This window comes from Mobilibacterium timonense, assembly GCF_900155555.1.
Classification (GTDB): Bacteria; Bacillota; Clostridia; order Peptostreptococcales; family Anaerovoracaceae; genus Allobaileyella; species Allobaileyella timonense.
On sequence record NZ_FUHN01000008.1, the window covers coordinates 650,641 to 669,421 of the forward strand.

General features: G+C 52.0%; 15 protein-coding genes. 14 read left to right on the forward strand and 1 reads right to left on the reverse strand.

What is annotated here, in order from left to right; translation table 11 throughout:
* Window positions 1-32: 32 nt before the first annotated feature.
* The 7 genes from tuf (at window position 33) to BQ7382_RS09130 (ending at window position 7,545) form a co-directional block, all read left to right on the forward strand.
* Entirely contained in the window at window positions 33-1,226 is a 1,194-nt protein-coding gene (gene tuf, locus BQ7382_RS09100; RefSeq protein WP_077391270.1) for an elongation factor Tu, read from the forward strand.
* A gap of 348 nt (window positions 1,227-1,574) precedes the next feature.
* On the forward strand, window positions 1,575-2,024 hold the full coding sequence (locus BQ7382_RS09775) for a YdbC family protein (RefSeq protein WP_077391790.1): 450 nt from the start codon (window positions 1,575-1,577) through the stop codon (window positions 2,022-2,024).
* The gene (locus tag BQ7382_RS09110; RefSeq protein WP_144082131.1) at window positions 2,024-2,356 is read left to right on the forward strand and encodes a thioester domain-containing protein; all 333 of its coding nucleotides are present in this window, start codon (window positions 2,024-2,026) and stop codon (window positions 2,354-2,356) included. The genes BQ7382_RS09775 and BQ7382_RS09110 overlap by 1 nt, the downstream gene beginning before the upstream one ends.
* Window positions 2,268-3,959: an MSCRAMM family protein gene (locus tag BQ7382_RS09115; protein WP_144082132.1), complete on the forward strand. Its 1,692-nt coding sequence runs from the start codon at window positions 2,268-2,270 to the stop codon at window positions 3,957-3,959. Before BQ7382_RS09110 ends, BQ7382_RS09115 begins: the two co-directional genes overlap by 89 nt.
* A 111-nt stretch (window positions 3,960-4,070) precedes the next feature.
* Entirely contained in the window at window positions 4,071-5,729 is a 1,659-nt protein-coding gene (locus BQ7382_RS09120) for a nucleoside kinase (RefSeq protein ID WP_077391793.1), read from the forward strand.
* Between the two features lie 46 nt (window positions 5,730-5,775).
* A complete protein-coding gene (gene mtaB, locus BQ7382_RS09125; protein ID WP_077391794.1) occupies window positions 5,776-7,200 on the forward strand; it encodes a tRNA (N(6)-L-threonylcarbamoyladenosine(37)-C(2))-methylthiotransferase MtaB in 1,425 nt (474 codons plus the stop codon).
* A 3-nt stretch (window positions 7,201-7,203) separates the two neighbouring features.
* Window positions 7,204-7,545 carry a histidine triad nucleotide-binding protein gene (locus tag BQ7382_RS09130; RefSeq protein WP_077391795.1) on the forward strand — a complete coding sequence of 114 codons (342 nt, stop codon included), beginning with the start codon at window positions 7,204-7,206 and terminating at the stop codon, window positions 7,543-7,545.
* 107 nt (window positions 7,546-7,652) lie between these two features.
* Here the strand turns inward: BQ7382_RS09130 and BQ7382_RS09135 are convergent, their stop codons facing one another.
* Entirely contained in the window at window positions 7,653-8,297 is a 645-nt protein-coding gene (locus BQ7382_RS09135; protein ID WP_077391796.1) for a TetR/AcrR family transcriptional regulator, read from the reverse strand.
* Between the two features lie 219 nt (window positions 8,298-8,516).
* On the opposite strand from BQ7382_RS09135, the gene BQ7382_RS09140 reads away from it, so the two are divergent.
* The 7 genes from BQ7382_RS09140 (at window position 8,517) to nhaC (ending at window position 18,725) form a co-directional block, all read left to right on the forward strand.
* Entirely contained in the window at window positions 8,517-10,475 is a 1,959-nt protein-coding gene (locus BQ7382_RS09140) for an NAD(P)/FAD-dependent oxidoreductase (RefSeq protein ID WP_077391797.1), read from the forward strand.
* A gap of 100 nt (window positions 10,476-10,575) precedes the next feature.
* Window positions 10,576-11,742: an MFS transporter gene (locus tag BQ7382_RS09145; protein WP_077391798.1), complete on the forward strand. Its 1,167-nt coding sequence runs from the start codon at window positions 10,576-10,578 to the stop codon at window positions 11,740-11,742.
* 15 nt (window positions 11,743-11,757) lie between these two features.
* Window positions 11,758-13,110, forward strand: a complete 1,353-nt coding sequence (locus BQ7382_RS09150) for an MFS transporter (protein ID WP_077391799.1) — start codon at window positions 11,758-11,760, stop codon at window positions 13,108-13,110.
* Between the two features lie 265 nt (window positions 13,111-13,375).
* Window positions 13,376-14,023, forward strand: a complete 648-nt coding sequence (locus tag BQ7382_RS09155) for a hypothetical protein (RefSeq protein WP_077391800.1) — start codon at window positions 13,376-13,378, stop codon at window positions 14,021-14,023.
* Between the two features lie 92 nt (window positions 14,024-14,115).
* Window positions 14,116-14,844 (forward strand): tRNA threonylcarbamoyladenosine dehydratase, encoded by a 729-nt coding sequence (locus tag BQ7382_RS09160; RefSeq protein ID WP_077391801.1) that lies wholly within the window; start codon window positions 14,116-14,118, stop codon window positions 14,842-14,844.
* A 145-nt stretch (window positions 14,845-14,989) separates the two neighbouring features.
* The gene (locus BQ7382_RS09165; RefSeq protein ID WP_077391802.1) at window positions 14,990-16,852 is read left to right on the forward strand and encodes a Na/Pi cotransporter family protein; all 1,863 of its coding nucleotides are present in this window, start codon (window positions 14,990-14,992) and stop codon (window positions 16,850-16,852) included.
* Window positions 16,853-17,246: 394 nt separating this feature from the next.
* Window positions 17,247-18,725 carry a Na+/H+ antiporter NhaC gene (gene nhaC / locus BQ7382_RS09170; protein ID WP_205408176.1) on the forward strand — a complete coding sequence of 493 codons (1,479 nt, stop codon included), beginning with the start codon at window positions 17,247-17,249 and terminating at the stop codon, window positions 18,723-18,725.
* Window positions 18,726-18,781 lie beyond the last annotated feature (56 nt).

Below are 18,781 nucleotides of genomic sequence, written 5' to 3' on the forward strand. Positions count from 1 at the left end.
TAAGTAAATAAAATTTTTCATAGGAGGCAGGTATGGCAAAGCAGAAGTACGAGAGAACCAAGCCGCATATCAACATCGGAACTATCGGCCACGTTGACCACGGCAAGACAACTCTGACAGCAGCTATCACAAAGGTGCTGCACCAGAGATACGGACTGGGAACAGACGTAGCATTCGACCAGATCGATAAGGCGCCGGAAGAGAAGGCAAGAGGAATCACCATTTCTTCCGCACACGTAGAGTACGAGACACCGAACAGACACTACGCTCACGTAGACTGCCCAGGACACGCTGACTACGTAAAGAACATGATCACAGGAGCAGCTCAGATGGATGGAGCTATCCTGGTAGTAGCAGCAACAGACGGACCAATGCCTCAGACAAGAGAGCACATCCTTCTGTCCCGTCAGGTAGGCGTACCTTACATCATCGTGTTCCTGAACAAGTGCGACATGGTAGATGACGAGGAGCTGCTGGATCTGGTAGAGATGGAAGTAAGAGAGCTGCTGGACGAGTACGACTTCCCTGGCGATGACACACCTATCATCAGAGGATCTGCTCTGAAGGCTCTTGAGGATCCTGCAGGCCCATGGGGAGACAAGATCGTAGAGCTGATGGAGGCAGTAGACAGCTACATTCCTGAGCCACAGAGAGCAAATGACCAGCCGTTCATCATGCCTGTAGAGGACGTATTCTCCATCACAGGACGTGGAACAGTAGCAACAGGAAGAGTAGAGCGTGGAACACTGAAGGTCGGCGACGAGGTAGAGATCGTAGGACTGACAGATGAGAAGCGCAAGGTCGTAGTAACAGGTGTAGAGATGTTCAAGAAGACTCTGGACCTGGCAGAGACCGGCGACAACATCGGAGCACTGCTGAGAGGTGTTCAGAGAGACGAGATCGAGAGAGGACAGGTACTGGCAAAGCCGGGTACTATCCACCCTCACACAAAGTTCAAGGGTCAGGTATACGTACTGAAGAAGGAAGAGGGTGGTCGTCACACACCGTTCTTCAACGGATACAGACCGCAGTTCTACTTCAGAACGACAGACGTAACAGGAGATCTGCAGCTTCCAGAGGGCACAGAGATGTGCATGCCTGGAGATAACGTAGTGATGGAGATCAGCCTGATCACACCAATCGCTATCGAGGAAGGACTGAGATTCGCCATCAGAGAGGGCGGAAGAACAGTAGGATCCGGAGTAGTAACAGAGATCCTGGAGTAATCTGTTCAACATACAGAACTCAATAAGGAACTACAGCAGGGCTGTCCCGAAAGGGGCGGTCCTGTTTTTATATGCGCGGCTTGACACCGGGTCACTGTGCCATTGTGTCACGGCGGTATATCCCGTCGACTTACCGGAGCCTTCGATGCCTCGAAACATCTGCTTTTCAAGACCGGCAGAGGATCTCTCGAAACGCGCTTTTTTCGCCGGATAAAAGTACGCAGTCGCCCGATAAAGGTATTATCCCGTTTGTTTCAAAGGCCGGGGCCATATACCCTATAGACACTTGATCAAGGCAGGCTTTTGCAGACTCTGACATACACGGTTGAGTGAGAAAGGGAGCACAAAATGGCAGAGAGAAACAGAAGAAGCGGAAGAAGAGGAAACGACATCGATTATCAGGTGGTAAGGAGCATCGGGATCCTGGCTGAGTACAGTTCCGGATGGACGAAGGAAGTAAACATGATCTCATGGAACGGTGGGACGGCTAAGTACGACATCAGAGACTGGGCGCCGGATCACAACACCATGAGCAGGGGCATCACAATGCACGAAGACGAGGTGAAGGCTCTTCTGGAAGTGATGAACGGGTATTTTTCGAGGATAAGGAAAAAGGATCAGCCGCGGACGCGAAGGCCGGTGGAGGAAGAGATCCCTTTTGACGATCCCCCGGAGGAACCGATGGAAGCAGCGGAGCAGTTCTGGGACGAGGAAAAAGAGCCCGGATGCGATGCGCCGGAAGCACCGGGAGGCCCGGAGATCGCTGAGGACGAGAGCGGGGAGCAGGCGGCTGTATGATGGAAAGGGTGAGAACGATCATGAACGAGGGAAGATGGCATGGCCTGGCTTTTCTCCTCCTGTTCCTGATGCTGGGAAGCTGCCTGGCCTATGGTGCCTCATCGGTGCAGTACCTGGGGCCATACTATTACCAGTCATCCACCAGTGAGGGGACGGTGAGAGTGGGGCACTTCAATGTAAACGGGCAGCTGGCGTTCTGCGTACAGCACGAGAAGGGCACCGTTCCGTCTGGGACGGCGGTGGATGAAAGGGTATACGACGACCCGGCATTCAGAAAGGCGCTTTACTACGGATACGGGGGGGCCGGAGCAGTGGCAGGGTTTTACCGATGAAAAGCAGGCCGTGGGCATCATGTCCCTGCTCCTCACAGAGCTGAATCCTGGGAGCCGTTACGGCTACGGCCACTACGACTCCATCAGCGGCATGAAGGAGTACAAGGCCTTCCTGAACTCACAGCCCGATGTGAATACGGATCTGAGATTCTCGCCGGAGAAGGTAAGAGCTTTTTACTCCAGAGAACTGGACATGGAACGGACTCCTGACATCACGGTGACCGGGGGCAACAAGGGCACGTTGACATTCACCGTTCCTGATGGGACCGTGCTTCACCACAACGGCACTGGGCAGGATCTGACTGGTACGGTCTCGCTGAAGCCGGGAGGATCCTTTTACCTGAAGGCCCCTCTAGGAGAAAAGGAAGATGAGGACATCACCGTAAAAGGACGAAACCTGAAATACCAGCCGATAGTTTTCGTCCCGGGAGACTCGGCGCTGCAGAACCTGACAAACCTGAGGCCGGTGACGGAGGAGCCGGAAACGAGCCGCCTTAAGGTGAACTGGATCGGTCTGACAGATCTGGTGATAGAAAAGCGCGACCACAGCACAGACAGACTGCTGCAGGGGGCGGAGTTCACGGTCAGGGATATCACGGATTACAGCCAGCTGAAGAGGCTGCCTGAGAAAGAGGGTGGAAGCCACATCAGGGTCGGGGCGATATATACCTCGAAGGGCGACGGCCGTGTGGTGGTTAAGGATGCCATGGTGCCGGGCAGATCCTACAAGGTCACGGAAACTGCCGCTCCGGAAGGCTACATGCTTAACGACCGGATACACTTCATCGACAGCACCGGTGCGACGCCGGAGGAACAGGTAGTCTTTCACAACAAGGCCCAGTACGTGGTGTTCCGAATAAATAAGACTGGAAAGGTCTCAAAGCTGGCTGAAGGAAAGTTGCAGCTGAGCGACAGCGGCCTGAAGGGAGGGAAGTTCCAGATCATCGCAGAGGAGGATATCACAGATGTGTCATCTGAAAATGGCCAGATAATAAAGAAAGGGCAGGTGGCAGCTGAGGTAGTAACGGGTGAAGACGGTACAGTTCGGACTCCAAAGCTTCCAGAAGGCAAGTACAGGATCAAGGAGATACAGGCTCCTCCGGGATACGTTTTGCAGAAGGAGGAAAAGGTCTTTGATGTAGACGTGCCGGAAGATGAGGAGCTGGTAGAGCAGAGTGCGGATTTCTACAACTATCCACAGGAGCGCGTGCTCCGGATCTACAAGTATGACATGTCTACGGGGAGACCTCTTCCTGGTGCTGAATTCATGATAACCAGTGCTGGTGGAGAGACCCTGGACGTTGTGACGGACAGGACGGGATATGCCATAGTGAGAGACCTTCCGGACGGAAAGTACACTCTGAAGGAGAAAAAGGCTCCTCAAGGCTACGTGAAGGACGAGGAGGCAAGGGAGTTTACGATATCCCGAGACGGAGCTTTGCGGGATCTGGTGATAATGAGGATAGGAAACAGGAGTGCGGGCCCGGAGACCGGGGATGACGGAAAAGCCCTTTTCCTGTACATGGTACTGGGAACGGCCACTGGCCTTGCTCTGATTGCGGCTGTAGCCGGCAAAAGGTATAATGGACGCAAAGAGTCCTGATCATAGGATCGGGAATTGTGTGTGATGAGACCGCACGGTGGATGTTCTGCCGTGCGGTCATGAAGTGATTCGCGAGGTGAGTCGCGAAGTGAAAGGAACAGAGGCTATATCATGGAGATCCAGCTGAGCCTTGGAGCAGGCCGCCCATACGAGAACTTTTCCGCAGATGAGGGGGCATCTGCAGAGATGATTTTGAACGATGTGCGGGACAAGGTGGAATATTCTGTATATGCAGCTCTGGTAAATAATCAGGTCAGAGCTCTGACTGAAGAGTTGAAGGCGGGAGACCGTCTGCAGTTTCTGGACATACGCTCAAAACAGGCTTTTCTGATGTACCAGAACAGCCTGGTGATGCTTTTCCTGGCGTCCGCCAAGGACGTGATCGGGGACCAGCACGTTGAGGTGAGGATGTCACTGAACCAGGGACTGTACATAGAGGTGACCTCCTGTGCCGTCGACGAGGACCAGACGGCGATGATCGGAGTGCGCATGGAGGAGCTCATAGACCAGGACCTGCCGTTCGAACTCAGGAAGTATTCAAAAAAGGAAGGACGGAAGCTCCTTGTGGAGGAGGGGCTGGACGAGACTTCTCGGGTCTTCGACAAGTTCCGGGACTCCGACGAAGTGCGGATATACTGCCTCAACGGATACAGCGACTTTTTCTTCACAGACCTGGTGCCTTCCACGGCATATCTCAGGCATTTTGAAGTGATGAAATACAGGGAGGGGATACTCCTTAGATACGCGCAGCCGGAGAAGCCTGACGAGATACCTGCATACAAGGACGAGTACCTGATGTACAGGGCCTTCAAGGAGCAGAGCGACTGGAACGAGCTTCTGGGCGTTAAGTACGTGGCAGATCTCAACGAAAAGATAAGGGCCGGAAAGTCCTTTGACATGATCCAGATGAGCGAGGCGCTCCACGACCAGAAGATCGTGGAGATAGCCCGGATGATCACCAGCCTCCACAAGAGGGTGGTCCTGATCCTGGGGCCTTCATCGTCCGGAAAGACAACTTTTGCCAGAAGGCTCATCGTTCACCTGAAGGTACAGGGACTTGATCCTCTCTATGTGGGCACGGACGACTACTTCAAGGAAAGGGAAGACTGCCCTGTGGACGAGAACGGGGAGCGCGACTACGAGGGGCTGGACGCTCTTGATCTGGAGCTCTTCAACAGGCAGATGAAGGATCTGCTGGCGGGGAAAAAGGTGGACATGCCCGTGTTCAACTTCATCACCGGACACAAGGAGTACGGGAGCCGGATCACCAGGATCACCCAGGATCAGCCGATCATAATAGAAGGCATACATTCCTTCGACAGAGAGCTCACCCAGGACATAGCGGACTACAGCAAGTTCAGGATATACATCAGCCCGCTGATCCACATCAACCTTAACGCCCACAACAGGATCCCGACCACGGACACCAGGATAATCCGGAGGCTTATAAGAGACAGCAGGACCAGAGGCTCCGACGCGGCGGACACCCTGAAACGGTGGTCCCAGGTCCACTCGGGAGAGAACCAGAACATATTCCCTCAGGCCGGGGAGGCGGACACCTTCTTCAATTCCGTCCACGTTTACGAGCTGGCGGTAATGAAGAAGTACGCGGTCCCTCTTCTGGAAAAAGTGGGTCCGGATGAGCCGGAGTATCCCGAGGCGTCCAGGCTTCTGCGGCTTTTCGAGTTCGTGGAGTCCATGGACGGGGATCAGCTCATAGCAAATACTTCTATAATAAGAGAATTTATCGGCGGCGGGGTCTTCGCGTAGCTTCTCCGCCGTGGATACAAGCAGGATATCAGACGGAGAGGTGTATATGAAAGCAGCGTTCCACACTTTGGGTTGCAAGGTGAACCAGTATGAGACAGAAGCGATAAAGGAAGAGTTTGCAGCCCGTGGCGCAGAGATAGTAGGTGAGGACGACTGGGCGGACGTGTATGTGATAAACACCTGTACGGTCACAAACATGGCGGACAGGAAATCCAGGCAGTACATCCGGCGGATGAAAAAACTCAACCCTCAGGGACTCATGGTGGTCACGGGATGCTACGCACAGGTGGGCGCCGAGGACCTGGAAAAGATGCCAGACGTGGATATGATCGTGGGGAACAACCTCAAGTCTCAGATCTGTCAAATGGTATTTCAGGAGCTTGGGAGAAAACAGTCACATGCAAACGAGGAGAAATGCGGAGATCCTTACGACACAGATGCGGAAAATCCGCAAACTGATATCGAAAAAATTGGAAAAATTGAAGACATCCTTGGGTACAGTGAGCTCAGCTCATACGAGGACATGGGGATCGTAACATCCGGGGAATCCCACATGTCCCGTGCCTACATCAAGGTCCAGGAAGGGTGCGACAGGTTCTGTTCCTATTGCCTCATTCCATATGCAAGGGGCGGAATCAGGAGCCGGTCTGTCCGGTCCATCGTACAGGAGGCGGAAGAGCTTCTGTCCAGAGGGTACAGAGAGCTGGTGCTCACGGGTATAAACACGGCTCTCTACGCCATGGAAGATGGGTTTGAGTTTGACAGACGGGCAGACGAGCAGGACCTTTCCGGGATAGAGATAGCCATCAAGAGGGTGAACGAGCTTCCGGGAGATTTCCGGATAAGGCTGAGCTCCCTGGAGCCGAACGTGGTGGACAAGGAGCACGTGGAGCGGCTCCTCCGATATGAGAAGCTGTGCCATCATCTCCATCTGGCCCTCCAGGCCGGGAGCGACCACGTGCTCGGTCTGATGAACAGGAACTATACCAGAGAAGAATATCTGGAGATCGTCCGCGCCCTTAGAGAGAAAGATCCGCTCTTCGGCATCACCACAGATATCATCGCAGGGTTCCCGGGAGAGACGGAAGAGGATTTTCAGGATACGCTTGACGCGGTAGATCAGGCAGGCTTCGGAAGGGTCCATGCATTCAAGTACTCACCGAGGAAGGGCACCCGGGCCTACGCTGCGGGAGACACAGTGGACGGCAACGAAAAGAACCGCCGTGCCCGCCTTCTGGAAGAGGCAGGAGAAGAATCTGCCCGGGCTTTTTTCCGGAAAAACCTAGGCACCACCGCGAGAGTCCTCGTGGAGACCGTGGAAGACGGCACGGGAGAAGGGTACACTGAAAACTATATCAGGGTCCGCTTCAAGGCTGACGCGAACACCCGGCAGGGTGAGTTTCAGAATGTCAGGCTTGTGGGAATATATGATGAGGGATGCCTGGGAGAGGCAGCTCAAGAAGGGAGGTAGCAAATGGACGACTGCATTTTCTGCAAACTGGCCAACGGGGAGATCCCGACGGAGATGGTCTACCAGGATGACAGGATCGCCTGCTTCAAGGATGCCAGTCCGCAGGCACCGGTGCATGTACTCATGGTGCCGAAGAGGCACATCGCCTCGCTGGATGACCTGACGCCCGAGGACGAGGAGCTGATGGGATACATGATGCTGAAGATCAAGGATATCGCCAGCTCACTGGGCCTGGAGAACGGATACAGGGCGGTCATCAACTGCGGCGAGGACGGCCAGCAGACGGTGAAGCACCTGCACATCCATATCCTCGGCAAGAGGAAACTCACCTGGCCACCAGGCTAGAGGTATGGATGACAATAGATCGAATAAACATAAACCGGGCCAGGTGATGAACCCTGTGGCCCGGTTTTAATATTGTGTTTTAATACCGCTATAGTTCAGATGGTAGATCAGTACTTGAGATATGCTCCAAGTCCGCCCAGTTTAGTGAAGTTGATCATTATGATAAGGTCTTTCAGAGAAATCCGTTCGGATTCCTGTTTAAGACACCAGTTGATGACTGGTTCAATATAGGTTCCTGCAACATTGGCAGCGATGTGCGCAGTGATATCGTCATCAGGCAGGTTTTCTGAAAACAGCAGATAATCAAGGATTTTCTGCGTTATGCATCGAATCAGTTTTTTTTGAAAATAAGGGTCGGTGTTTTCGCTAAGGATAACTGAATGCATGTACTTGGGATCATTGTGAAAGTAATCGATGATCTGGATCGTAAAAGTAAACAGATTTTCATGAGGAAGGGCATTAAGGCTTTCGTTAAACTTTTCCTCGTATTTAGAAATAAACTCATGTGAAAGCTCAGTGATGCTGAAATTCGAAATATCGTTGATGATATCTTTTTCGATTTCATCGATCATTTCGTAAATACTGCTGTAATAAACATAAAAAGTATTTCGTGAAACGTCTGCCAGGCGAGTCAGATCTTTGATCCGAATTTCGTCATAGCGGCGTGCTTCAAGCATTTTTGCATAAGTGTGCTTGAGAAGGAGTTTTGTCCTTTCTGATTTTTTCTTTTGATCCATCTTCCAGTCTCCCAATTTATTCTCTCCTTTTTACCGGGATATTATAGCACAATCGATGAAAAAGCCTGAGAGAATTTTAACAAAACCGGTCATAGTGTTAAAGATTTAACACTATGACCGGTTTTGTAATAGAAGGGTAACAGCATGAATGATATTGTTTTGACGATAAATTTACAATGTAGCGTTACAAATTGCAGAAAATGATTTGATTTATCAGTCAAAGGAGCTTGAGAAATGAACAAATATTATCCAAACCTGTTTAGCCCGATAAGGATCAACGGTGTGAGATTCAAGAATAGAATAATTGCTGCACCGACTGGAATGATGGATCTTACCCCAGACGGAAGACTTACCGTGTTTGACGTAAACTATTATGAACTGAAAGCCATGGGAGGTGCCGCTGCAGTTACTCTTGGCGAGAGCATCACCGACACACAGACAGGGGAGTCTCATAACAGACAGATTCATCTGGATGACCCGGAATCCATGCCTGGACTGACCCATGTGGCAATGGCGATCAAGCGTCACGGAGCCCTTGCGAATATAGAGCTTTCACATGGTGGAAAGTATGGTGGTTTGAACAGTATTGGCGGAGAGGGTACGGCGGACAGGACTTCGTATGGCCCAAGTGAAGAGGATCTTCCGACTGGTGAGCATGTATATGAAATGCCTGTGGAGTTGATACAGCATATAGTTAAGGCGTATGGAATCGCGGCTAAACGTGTAAAAGACTGTGGCTTTGACATGATAAACGTTCATGCAGGTCACGGTTGGCTTTTCAATCAGTTTCTCTCTCCTGTGCAGAACCACAGAACAGATGAATTTGGTGGCAGCCTGGAAAACAGGGCCCGTTTCCTGATGATGGCTCTTGACGAGTGCCGAAAAGCAGTAGGGCCAAGATTCCCAATCGAGGTTCGCATGAACGGAGATGACTTCATGAAGGGCGGTATGACCCTGGAAGACTATGTGGAACTGGCAAAACTGATCGAGGATAAAGTGGATCTGTTCAATATTTCCTGTGGATCCCACGAGGAGGATGGCCTGTTTGTAAGAACACACCCTCATATGTTCCTGAAACATGGATGTAATGTCTATCTCGCTGCTGAGATAAAGAAGCATGTGAACAAGCCGGTAGCTGCAGTGGGAGCTATCAGCACCCCGGAGCTGGCTGAGGAGATCATTGCCTCTGGTCAGGCAGATATGGTGGAGATCGGCCGTGAACTGCTTGCTGATCCGTATTTCCCTAAAAAGTCCATGACAGGACATGCTGACGACATAACACCTTGCCAGAGATGTTACCACTGCTTTGAAAATATCGTTCGGAGCACATCCGTTGAATGCGCAGTAAACCCTGTCATCGGGCATGAGCTGGATTGCAAATACTATGATCCTGCTCCAACAACGAGGAAAAAAGTTCTGATCGTGGGCGGAGGCATCGGTGGCATGGAGGCAGCTATCACTGCTGCCGGCAGAGGCCACGAAGTGATCCTCTGTGAGAAGAGCGATTCTCTTGGCGGAGCACTGAAGCTGGCCAAATATGTAGACTTCAAAGAGGCGCTTTACGAACTCGAGCAGGTATTCGAGAGAAGAGTCAGGAAAGCTGCTGTAGAGATCCGTTACAATACAGAAGTCACACCTGAGTATGTCATGGCAGAAGGACCGGACGTTCTCATTGTGGCTGTAGGAGCCGATCCGGTGATCCCTCATATTCCAGGCGTGGACAGGGACAACGTTATTCTTGGCGTTGATGCAGAAGCTGAGATAGATAAGATCGGAAAAAAGGTCGCTATCATCGGCGGCGGTCTGATCGGTTGTGAAACAGCAATAAATCTGGGAATGCAGAATCGTGATGTGACGATCATCGAAATGAGATCAGAACTTGCTCCAGAGGCAAATATGTTCCACAAAATGGCTGTTCAGCCGATGGTGGAGAAATACACAACGGCCATGACAGGTGTTGCTGCAAAGGAATTCAATGAAAAGGGCGTAGTTGTAAAGAATGTGGAGACCGGGGAGGAGATCCTGGTAGAAGCAGATACCATCATTCTTTCTGTAGGACTTCGATCCAGGACAGAGGATGTGGAAAAATTTGAAGGACTGGTCGACGAGTATTACCCGATCGGAAACTGCGTAAAACCAGGGCAGGTCACGGGAGCGATACATGATGCGTATTTTGTGACCAGAGACCTGTAAGATCAGAAATTCCTTTTGACAGACCGGAACCGCTATGCCTGGATAGAATATCGTCAGCAGGCGGTCCGGTTTGGATCTCTATTAATGGGAGGAAAGTGAGATGAACGAAAAAAGCGGAGTTAAGTCTAAGGTAGTACTGCTCCTTGTGTCAGCACTCCTTCAGACGATAACATTGATCTCCATCATGTTGGCAGGAATACAGCAAACTTTTCCGGATAAATCAACTGCTACCGTACAGATGATCTATTCAATAGCCGTGGGCGGCGGTGTCGTCGGAACCCTTTTCGCAGGAAAAGCGGCTTCCTTCATGACGAAGAAGAAATATCTGCTCATCTGTCTGGCATTGAATCTTGTAGCGGGAGCGGTAGGATTCATATTCCACACTTCCTTTGTTATGCTGGCAGTAGCGTCGGCTCTTGTAGGTATCGGGACCGGATCGCTGCCGACGTTGACTGCAGCTATTATGGCTGAGTATTTTGAAGGCGAAGCAAGGGCGAAAATACTGAGTTATCAGGGCATAGCAGTTGCGTTAGGGGGTATTGTATTCTCTGCGCTGGCTGGTGTTTGTGCGAAGATCGGATGGTATGGGGTTTTCCTGATATATTTCTCAAATGTTGTCATGTTTCTTCTGACACTGTTCCTTCTGCCGGACGGAGAACTGGAAATTGCGGACAGATCTGAAAAAGTATCCATCATGAACAAGCACATTCTGCTTCTCCTTGCAATGCTGGCATTCATGGCACTCGCATACAATACTTTCGGAAACAACATATCTTTCCTTGTAACAGAGCTGAAGCTTGGAGATACGAGCACAACAGGATTTATAACATCAGTTCTCATGGGAGGAATGATCGTGGGAAGTGTTGCAGAACCTTATTGCTACAGAGTCCTGAAGAAATTCACATCGACCCTTGATATTACGCTGATGGCGTGCGGATTGCTGATTTGTGCGCTGGCACAGAATCTGGCGATGATCTACATTGGCTCAGCTGTGATCGGTGTTGGATTCGGAATGTATTCTCCATGCATCTATTCATTTATGCCTGAGTGGTCAAAGCCGGGAATGATAACCATGACAATGGCTATCTACGCTATCGTTGATAAAGTCGTTACGATGCTGAATCCGGTGATTGTTACAAAGGCGGCAGCTATCATAGGAAATGGAGCACAGCCAAGATTTATGCTGGCTGTCGGAATAGCCGCAGTGGGCATCGTTATCTCCATTATCGGAATGAAGACCATCGGAAGTGATGAGGTGGTGAACTAGGAGATCACTGGTATCATGAAACAAAGGCTGACCAACACAGTAAAATTCATATACGGCACGGGAGATGTCGCCTCAAATCTCGTATGGACCACGGTAGGGTCATTTCTGACGATGTATTATACAGATGTGGCATTGATCAGTGCAGCAACTGTAGGTACGCTTATGCTCGTGAGCAGGATCCTTGACGGTATAACCGACCTGACGATGGGATGGATTATCGACAGGACCAGGAGCCGTTTCGGGAAGGCACGACCGTGGCTGATAGCCTCTGCTCCGGTGCTGTGTTTGCTTCTGGTAATGGTGTTTTCTGTACCATCGGGAGTTAAGATAAATGAAAAAGTAGTTTACGCGACTGTCACATATGTATTGATATGCGCTGTTGCCTATACCGCATCAAATCTTTCATATTCCATAATGTGTAATCTTATGACAAGGAATATTGAAGAGCGTAATCAGATGAATACTATAAGGTTCATAATGGCCTTCCTGACTCAGTTGTTTGTAAACAGTTATACAGTGATCTGGGTGGACAGGTTGGGCGGCGGCAGCGCTGGCTGGACAAGGCTTATGATCATATATGCTGCTGTAGCTATGGCCATTTTTGGACTTGTGTTCGTCTTCTGCAAAGAGGATCCTGAAATGCTCGATGAGCAGAATTCAGCTGAAAAGATGAAACTCCAGATCAAGGATATTCTACAGGGTCTGATGAATGGAAAACATTATATGATTCTGGCGCTTGGAATATATGTGTGCTTTTACATGCAGCTCATTCTGATGAACAGCTCCATGGTGTATTTCGCCAGGGATGTGCTTGGGAAGAAAGAAATGACCATAAGTTTGACGATGTTCATGCTCATTCCAAGTCTTCTGATGCTGCCTTTTGTTCCGAAACTTGCAAGGCGCTTCGGAGTCCACAGAACTTTGTCCTTAGGGTATCTGTTCGGGATCATAGGTCCGGGAGTGGTGTGGTTCAGCAATGGTGACCTGCATCTAATATTTGCAGGACGTATTCTTTACGGGATCAACCAGGCACTGGTCGCTCCCCTGGTTCAGACCAAGGTATCTCAGATGGCAGATTATAACTGCATTATAAACAACGGTATGCCTCTGATCGGGGTGACAAATTCAGTCACGAGCTTCGGTGTAAAGATCGGAGTTGGTCTGGGAGGCGCCATGGTGGGCTGGCTGCTTCAGGTGGGTCAGTATCAGGCAACAGCGGCAGTACAGAATTCTTCGGCACTGGCAATGGAAAATGCGCTGTTTTCAATAATTCCGTGTGTGTTCGGAGTGCTTTGTTTCCTGTTGAATCTTGGCTGGGACATTGGAAAAGCTTTTGATCAGGCCAGAAGTGATCTTGAAATGAAATAGAATATACATTTGATATAATCTCCCCCCTGCCACTGACATAGAACGCTGCCCTTGCGATGGGCGGCGCTTTTTTGTGTCAGAAAAAATGTTATAAGAGGCGGATAAATCTTAATAATTGCGGCTTTCTGTGGTAAAATCCATGCTGTCGTGGAATGCATTTTCGCGGTTTTTGAAACATTTCGCGGGTGCTTCTGTAACATTTGCCGGGACCCCGGCAGAACGAAACGATTTTTTGCATGATACTTCTGTTGGAACAAGAGAATTAATGAAAATGACTAAAGAAGAACTGATCGCCCTGGCCATGGAACCTCCTGAGGACCAGGACGTGTACTACTGCAACCTGCCGCTGATGAAGAAATACGCCACTGAATGGATGGAGTCGCACCCCAGGTGGAAGAGACTGCGGATACTGATCTTCCTGTCTTTTGTGGTGTCCGCCTTCATCATATGGTTCGGGCTGGACCACTCCGGAAACGGCACAGGTCTTCACGGACAGCTGCCTCTGCACCTTTCGATCTGGGCATCTGTGGCCGTGATCTGGCTTGTCACCAACGGCGTGTATAAGATATGCAAGCCTCCTTTCAAGGGCATCCACAGCGTGCGCATACAGCTCTCAGACCAGGGCTTTCACTACATCTACCAGATCGGCATGCACCTGAACTCCTACTTCATCCCAGACGACGAGATAAAAAAGATCGTCTACGACGGCCAGGCCCACGCCATGTACATCGAGGGCAGGGGGCGCCAGGTGAGGATAAAACGAAACGGCGCAGATGAGACAGAACTCGACCACATCTACGTCCTCATGCCGTACGACAAGTACGATGTGGCCGACATGCTGGACCCTTACGGGGATCTGGCGGAGATGAAGCCGGGCACCCTCAGGGAAAAGTTTGCCGCCGACGGCAGATAAGTCATCACGGTTGGTGTGCGGGTCACAGTCCGGCAGATGGCGGGCCGAAGACATTAGGGCCTGCCTCCGACAAAGAGTCATGGGAGAGAATTATGGAAAAAGATGATCAGCTTCAGCGCACTGAGATGCTCCTCGGAAAAGAGGCTCTGGAAAAGCTCAGGCGCTCAAGGGTAGCGGTTTTTGGCGTCGGAGGAGTCGGCGGTTTTGCGGTGGAGGCCCTCGCCCGCACAGGCATCGGGGCCCTCGAGCTCGTAGACCGTGATGTGGTGAGTCTGACAAACCTGAACCGTCAGATACTGGCTACCCACGAAACCATAGGCAGGGACAAGGTGGATGTGGCAGTGGAAAGGGTCCGCGCCATCGATCCGTCGATCCGGGTCACCGGCCGCAAGTGCTTCTATCTGCCGGAGACGGCAGACCAGTTCGACTTTTCCGGGTACGACTACGTCGTCGACGCGGTGGACACGGTCAAGGCAAAAATAGACATCATCGTCAGAGCGACGGAAGCGGGGGTGCCCGTCATTAGCAGCATGGGCGCCGGAAACAAGCTGGATCCGACGCAGTTCCGTGTCGCGGACATCTACAAGACCTCCATGGATCCGCTGGCGAAAGTGCTGCGGAAGGAGCTCAGAAAGAGAGGCGTGAAAAGACTGAAGGTGGTCTATTCTCCTGAGAAGCCCCTGACACCGGGAGACCCGGGAGAGGAGCCGGCGCCGGGGAAGAGGACAACGCCCGGGAGCATAGCCTTTGTACCTTCTGTGGCAGGTCTGGTGATCGCCGGAGAGGTGGTGAAGGACCTGGCCGGGATACGGAGAAGGTAGCAGTCAGGGGGATTTTGCCCTGTCGTCTGCGAAGAATGTTAAATCCAGGTTACAAAAAGGTTAGAATAAAGTAAAATCTAAAGGATCGGGAGGATCACATGGATCAGAAAAATCGGAAGAGCCGAAAAAGAAAGAGTGACGAGTGATGGATCTATTTTACAGAATCGTAAGCCTGCTGGGAGGTCTGGCCCTTTTCCTGTACGGGATGAGGGTCATGGGAGACGGACTGAAATCCGGATCGGGAACGGCGATGAAGGCCGCCCTGGCAAAGGTCACAGACAGACCGTTCAAGGGATTCATACTGGGGTTGATCGTGACCTGTATGATACAGAGCTCCACGGCGGCGATAGTTCTTACCGTCGGACTGGTAGGCGCGGGATTCCTCACGTTCAGGCAGTCCATCGGCATAGTTCTGGGGGCGAACGTGGGAACGACCATCACGGCCCAGATCATAAGGCTCATGGACGTAAACGCCTCTTCCGGGAGCATACTCTTTTTCTTTAAATCCGACAACCTTGCGCCGATGGCCCTGATCGCCGGCATCATCATGATAATGTTCGTGAACAGGAGAGCTGCAAAGACGGCGGGGACGATACTGATGGGATTTGGTATTCTGTTCGTCGGACTGATGAACATGAGCGCTTCTGTTGCGCAGATGGGCGACACACTCAGCCACCTGCTGGTATCATTCGAGGATAATCCTGCGCTGGGCTTCGGGGCTGGTGTCCTGGTCACGGGCATCATACAGAGCTCTTCCGCTGTAGTAGGAATACTTCAGTCGATCGCCAGCACGGTGGGAATAAAGTTCTGCGCTGTTTTTCCTGTGATCATCGGCGTAGACATCGGCGACTGCATCACCACTTACCTGGTCTGCCGCATCGGAGCAAAGCCTGAGCAGATCAGGACGGCCCTCGTACACGTAATGTACAACGTGGTGGCCTCCACCATGCTGTTTATCACAGTGGGGATACTGAGGGCGACGGGCGTGCTTGACGACCACATCTGGTACATGACACTTCATGCGGGCGGAGTGGCCAACGTCCACGGGCTTTTCAAGCTCATCCCGGCCCTGATCCTGCTCCCTTCGGCGAACCTTTTCGCGAAAGCCGCAGAGGCCATCGTCAAGGACAAGCCGGAAGATCCGGAAGACCTGGAGATCAAGGCCAACCTGAGAAAGCTGGACATGCGCCTCGTGACCAATCCGACCATGGCTCTTGGCGAGTGCAACAAGCTCATCGACAACATGGCACAGGTCGCTCTCCACAATTATCAGGCCTGCATCCAGCAGATGACCAGCTTCGACGAGAAGAGGCAGGAGAGGATCGCCGAAAGGGAAAACATGCTGGATACCATGGCGGATGCGGCGAATCAGTACGTTGTCGCCGTATCCCCTTACGTTACTCTGGAGTCGGACAAGAGGGCTCAGAACTATCAGCTGAGGGCGCTGGTGTGCTTTGAGCGCATCGGAGACCTGTCCGTCAACATCACTGACTACATCGCGAACCTCAAGGAGGCGGGAAAAAAGTTCACTCCTTATGCGGAGCGTGAGCTCGAGGTCGCCATGGATGCGGTCCATACGATCCTTGAGATGGGGGCAAAGGCTTCCCGCGAGGACGATCCGGAGCTTGCCTGGAACGTGGAGCCCCTGGAAGAGGCCATCGACGAGCTGGTGGAGAGCATCCAGGGCCGTCACATGGACAGGATGACGAAGGGCATCTGCGACGTGTTCAACGGTATCCAGTTCCAGAACATCATGCTGAATCTGGAGCGGATATCGGACCAGTGCTCAGACCTTGCGGTATACCTGCTGGGTCGCCATGATCCAGAGATCGTCGGCAACGAGCACAAGTACCTCCACGATCTGCACCACAGCAACGATAAGAGATACATGGAGTGCTTCCAGAAATACTACGACAGATACTTCGGAGAACTCGGCGAGATCCCATCGGGTGTGACGGCAGAGGCCGGTGAGCAGCCTGGAGGGAGCCTCGAACCTGCTTCGGTCTGAGCCCGATCTGGGGATGTTCCTCAGGAAGCCGGGAGATCTGCTATCCAAAGATACGACCAGTAATATACGATCCCGAGATCCATTGAGACCTCGGGATCTTGTTTTTTGCGGCGGTCAGGCGGCCCCGGACCGCCGCATCAACGCTGCATCAACGCTGCATCAACGTCGCATCAAAACGCGTGTCAACGAGAAACGTCCCTGGTGACACACCGCAGGCTGGGGCGCCATATGCAAATAAATTTCCGTAATTATGAATAAAAATACAAAATTAATTCCCGGTTTTGTGGTCTCATTACACATTACTATGGTAAAATGAGTGATAAATTCGTCAGAAAGAACATCATTCCAGATGATGAAGGTTATTAACCATAACATCCAAAAGGAGATATAGTATATGAACAAGTCCAGAAATATGCAGCCGAGGAAGCCGGCCCTGTGGCACGCCCTTTTGTCCTTCGGCGTGCTGATAGTGGTCATGAGCGTGGGGATAGCCGTCTTTGAGGTGGATCCTCACATCCCTATGTTCATCGGGGTCATCTTTGCATGCTGCATGGCATTGTATCTGGGAAACAGCTGGAACTCCATCGAGCAGATGATGATCGAGGGGATCTCCAAGGCCATGCAATCCATACTGATCCTGGCCATCGTGGGAATGATGATAGGCGTGTGGCTCCTTTCCGGCACCATCCCTACCATGATCTACTACGGGCTGAAGCTGCTTTCCCCGTCCGTATTCCTGCCTGCCACAGTGCTGATCTGCTCCATTACATCCCTGGCCACAGGAACGTCCTGGGGCACCATGGGGACCATGGGACTGGCACTCATGGGCATCGGCCACGGTCTGGGCATGCCGGTAGGTCCGACGGCGGGAGCCATTCTTGCGGGAGCCTATTTCGGAGACAAGATGTCGCCACTCTCTGACACCACTAACCTGGCGCCGGCAATGGCGGGCACAGACGTTTTCACACACGTGAAGTTCATGCTCAAATCCACAATGGTGGCCTACGCCATAACACTGGTGTTCTTCGGCGTATACGGATTCCGCCACACGGCCCAGGGCGCAGTCGATACCAGCCAGGTGACGGAGCTCATGAACGGTCTCAAGGACACCTTCAACATCAATCCGCTGCTGTTCATCCCGCCTCTGGTGGTCATCCTGGCCATCGCCCTCAAGATGCCGGCGATCCCGGGAATAACCCTGGGGCTGATATCCGCGGCGATACTGGCGCCGATCCTCCAGAGCGGCATGCCGGTCTACAGTGAAGACCTCACGTTTCTCCACACAGGCGTGACGTTCGGAGACATCCTCACGGCCGCGAGAAACGGCTTTTTCTGCAAGACGGACGTGAAGGCACTGAACTCCCTCCTCACCACGGGAGGCCTGATGAACATGTCATCGTCCATACTCATGACCATCATAGCCATGATGTTCGGCGGAGTGATGGAAGGCTCCGGTCAGCTTGAGGTCATCATCAACGCCATCACCAAGGTGGTGAAGTCCGCCGTCGGCCTCATCGCCGCCACGGAGATCACATGCATACTCTCCAATATCGTCATGCCTGAGCAGTACATCTCCATCCTGGTACCTGGAAGGATGTACGCCTCCGCATACCGCAAGAAGGGCCTCCACCCGAAGACCCTTTCCAACGCTCTGGAGTCCGCAGGCACAGTCACATCGCCGCTCGTTCCGTGGAACACCTGCGGCATGTTCATAGCCGCCACTCTGGGAGTGACCACGAGCGTCTACGCCCCGTGGGCGATCTTCAACTACATAATGCCTCTGTGCACGCTCGTGATGGCCTTCTTCGGAGTGACAGTGGCCTACATGACGCCGGAGGAGCTGGCGAAGGCAGATGCAGGAGAAGTTGTATAGAAAAAGAGTTATAATTAAATGACCGCGGCAGCAGAGGCAGGCGGGGATGCCGGCAG

What these genes read in the sequence shown, in the direction of transcription:
- tuf (WP_077391270.1), top strand. Translation starts at nt 33, where the DNA reads ATGGCAAAGCAGAAGTACGAGAGAACCAAGCCGCATATCAACATCGGA.
- BQ7382_RS09775 (WP_077391790.1), top strand. Translation starts at nt 1,575, where the DNA reads ATGGCAGAGAGAAACAGAAGAAGCGGAAGAAGAGGAAACGACATCGAT.
- BQ7382_RS09110 (WP_144082131.1), top strand. Translation starts at nt 2,024, where the DNA reads ATGGAAAGGGTGAGAACGATCATGAACGAGGGAAGATGGCATGGCCTG.
- BQ7382_RS09115 (WP_144082132.1), top strand. Translation starts at nt 2,268, where the DNA reads ATGAAAGGGTATACGACGACCCGGCATTCAGAAAGGCGCTTTACTACG.
- BQ7382_RS09120 (WP_077391793.1), top strand. Translation starts at nt 4,071, where the DNA reads ATGGAGATCCAGCTGAGCCTTGGAGCAGGCCGCCCATACGAGAACTTT.
- mtaB (WP_077391794.1), top strand. Translation starts at nt 5,776, where the DNA reads ATGAAAGCAGCGTTCCACACTTTGGGTTGCAAGGTGAACCAGTATGAG.
- BQ7382_RS09130 (WP_077391795.1), top strand. Translation starts at nt 7,204, where the DNA reads ATGGACGACTGCATTTTCTGCAAACTGGCCAACGGGGAGATCCCGACG.
- BQ7382_RS09140 (WP_077391797.1), top strand. Translation starts at nt 8,517, where the DNA reads ATGAACAAATATTATCCAAACCTGTTTAGCCCGATAAGGATCAACGGT.
- BQ7382_RS09145 (WP_077391798.1), top strand. Translation starts at nt 10,576, where the DNA reads ATGAACGAAAAAAGCGGAGTTAAGTCTAAGGTAGTACTGCTCCTTGTG.
- BQ7382_RS09150 (WP_077391799.1), top strand. Translation starts at nt 11,758, where the DNA reads ATGAAACAAAGGCTGACCAACACAGTAAAATTCATATACGGCACGGGA.
- BQ7382_RS09155 (WP_077391800.1), top strand. Translation starts at nt 13,376, where the DNA reads ATGAAAATGACTAAAGAAGAACTGATCGCCCTGGCCATGGAACCTCCT.
- BQ7382_RS09160 (WP_077391801.1), top strand. Translation starts at nt 14,116, where the DNA reads ATGGAAAAAGATGATCAGCTTCAGCGCACTGAGATGCTCCTCGGAAAA.
- BQ7382_RS09165 (WP_077391802.1), top strand. Translation starts at nt 14,990, where the DNA reads ATGGATCTATTTTACAGAATCGTAAGCCTGCTGGGAGGTCTGGCCCTT.
- nhaC (WP_205408176.1), top strand. Translation starts at nt 17,247, where the DNA reads ATGAACAAGTCCAGAAATATGCAGCCGAGGAAGCCGGCCCTGTGGCAC.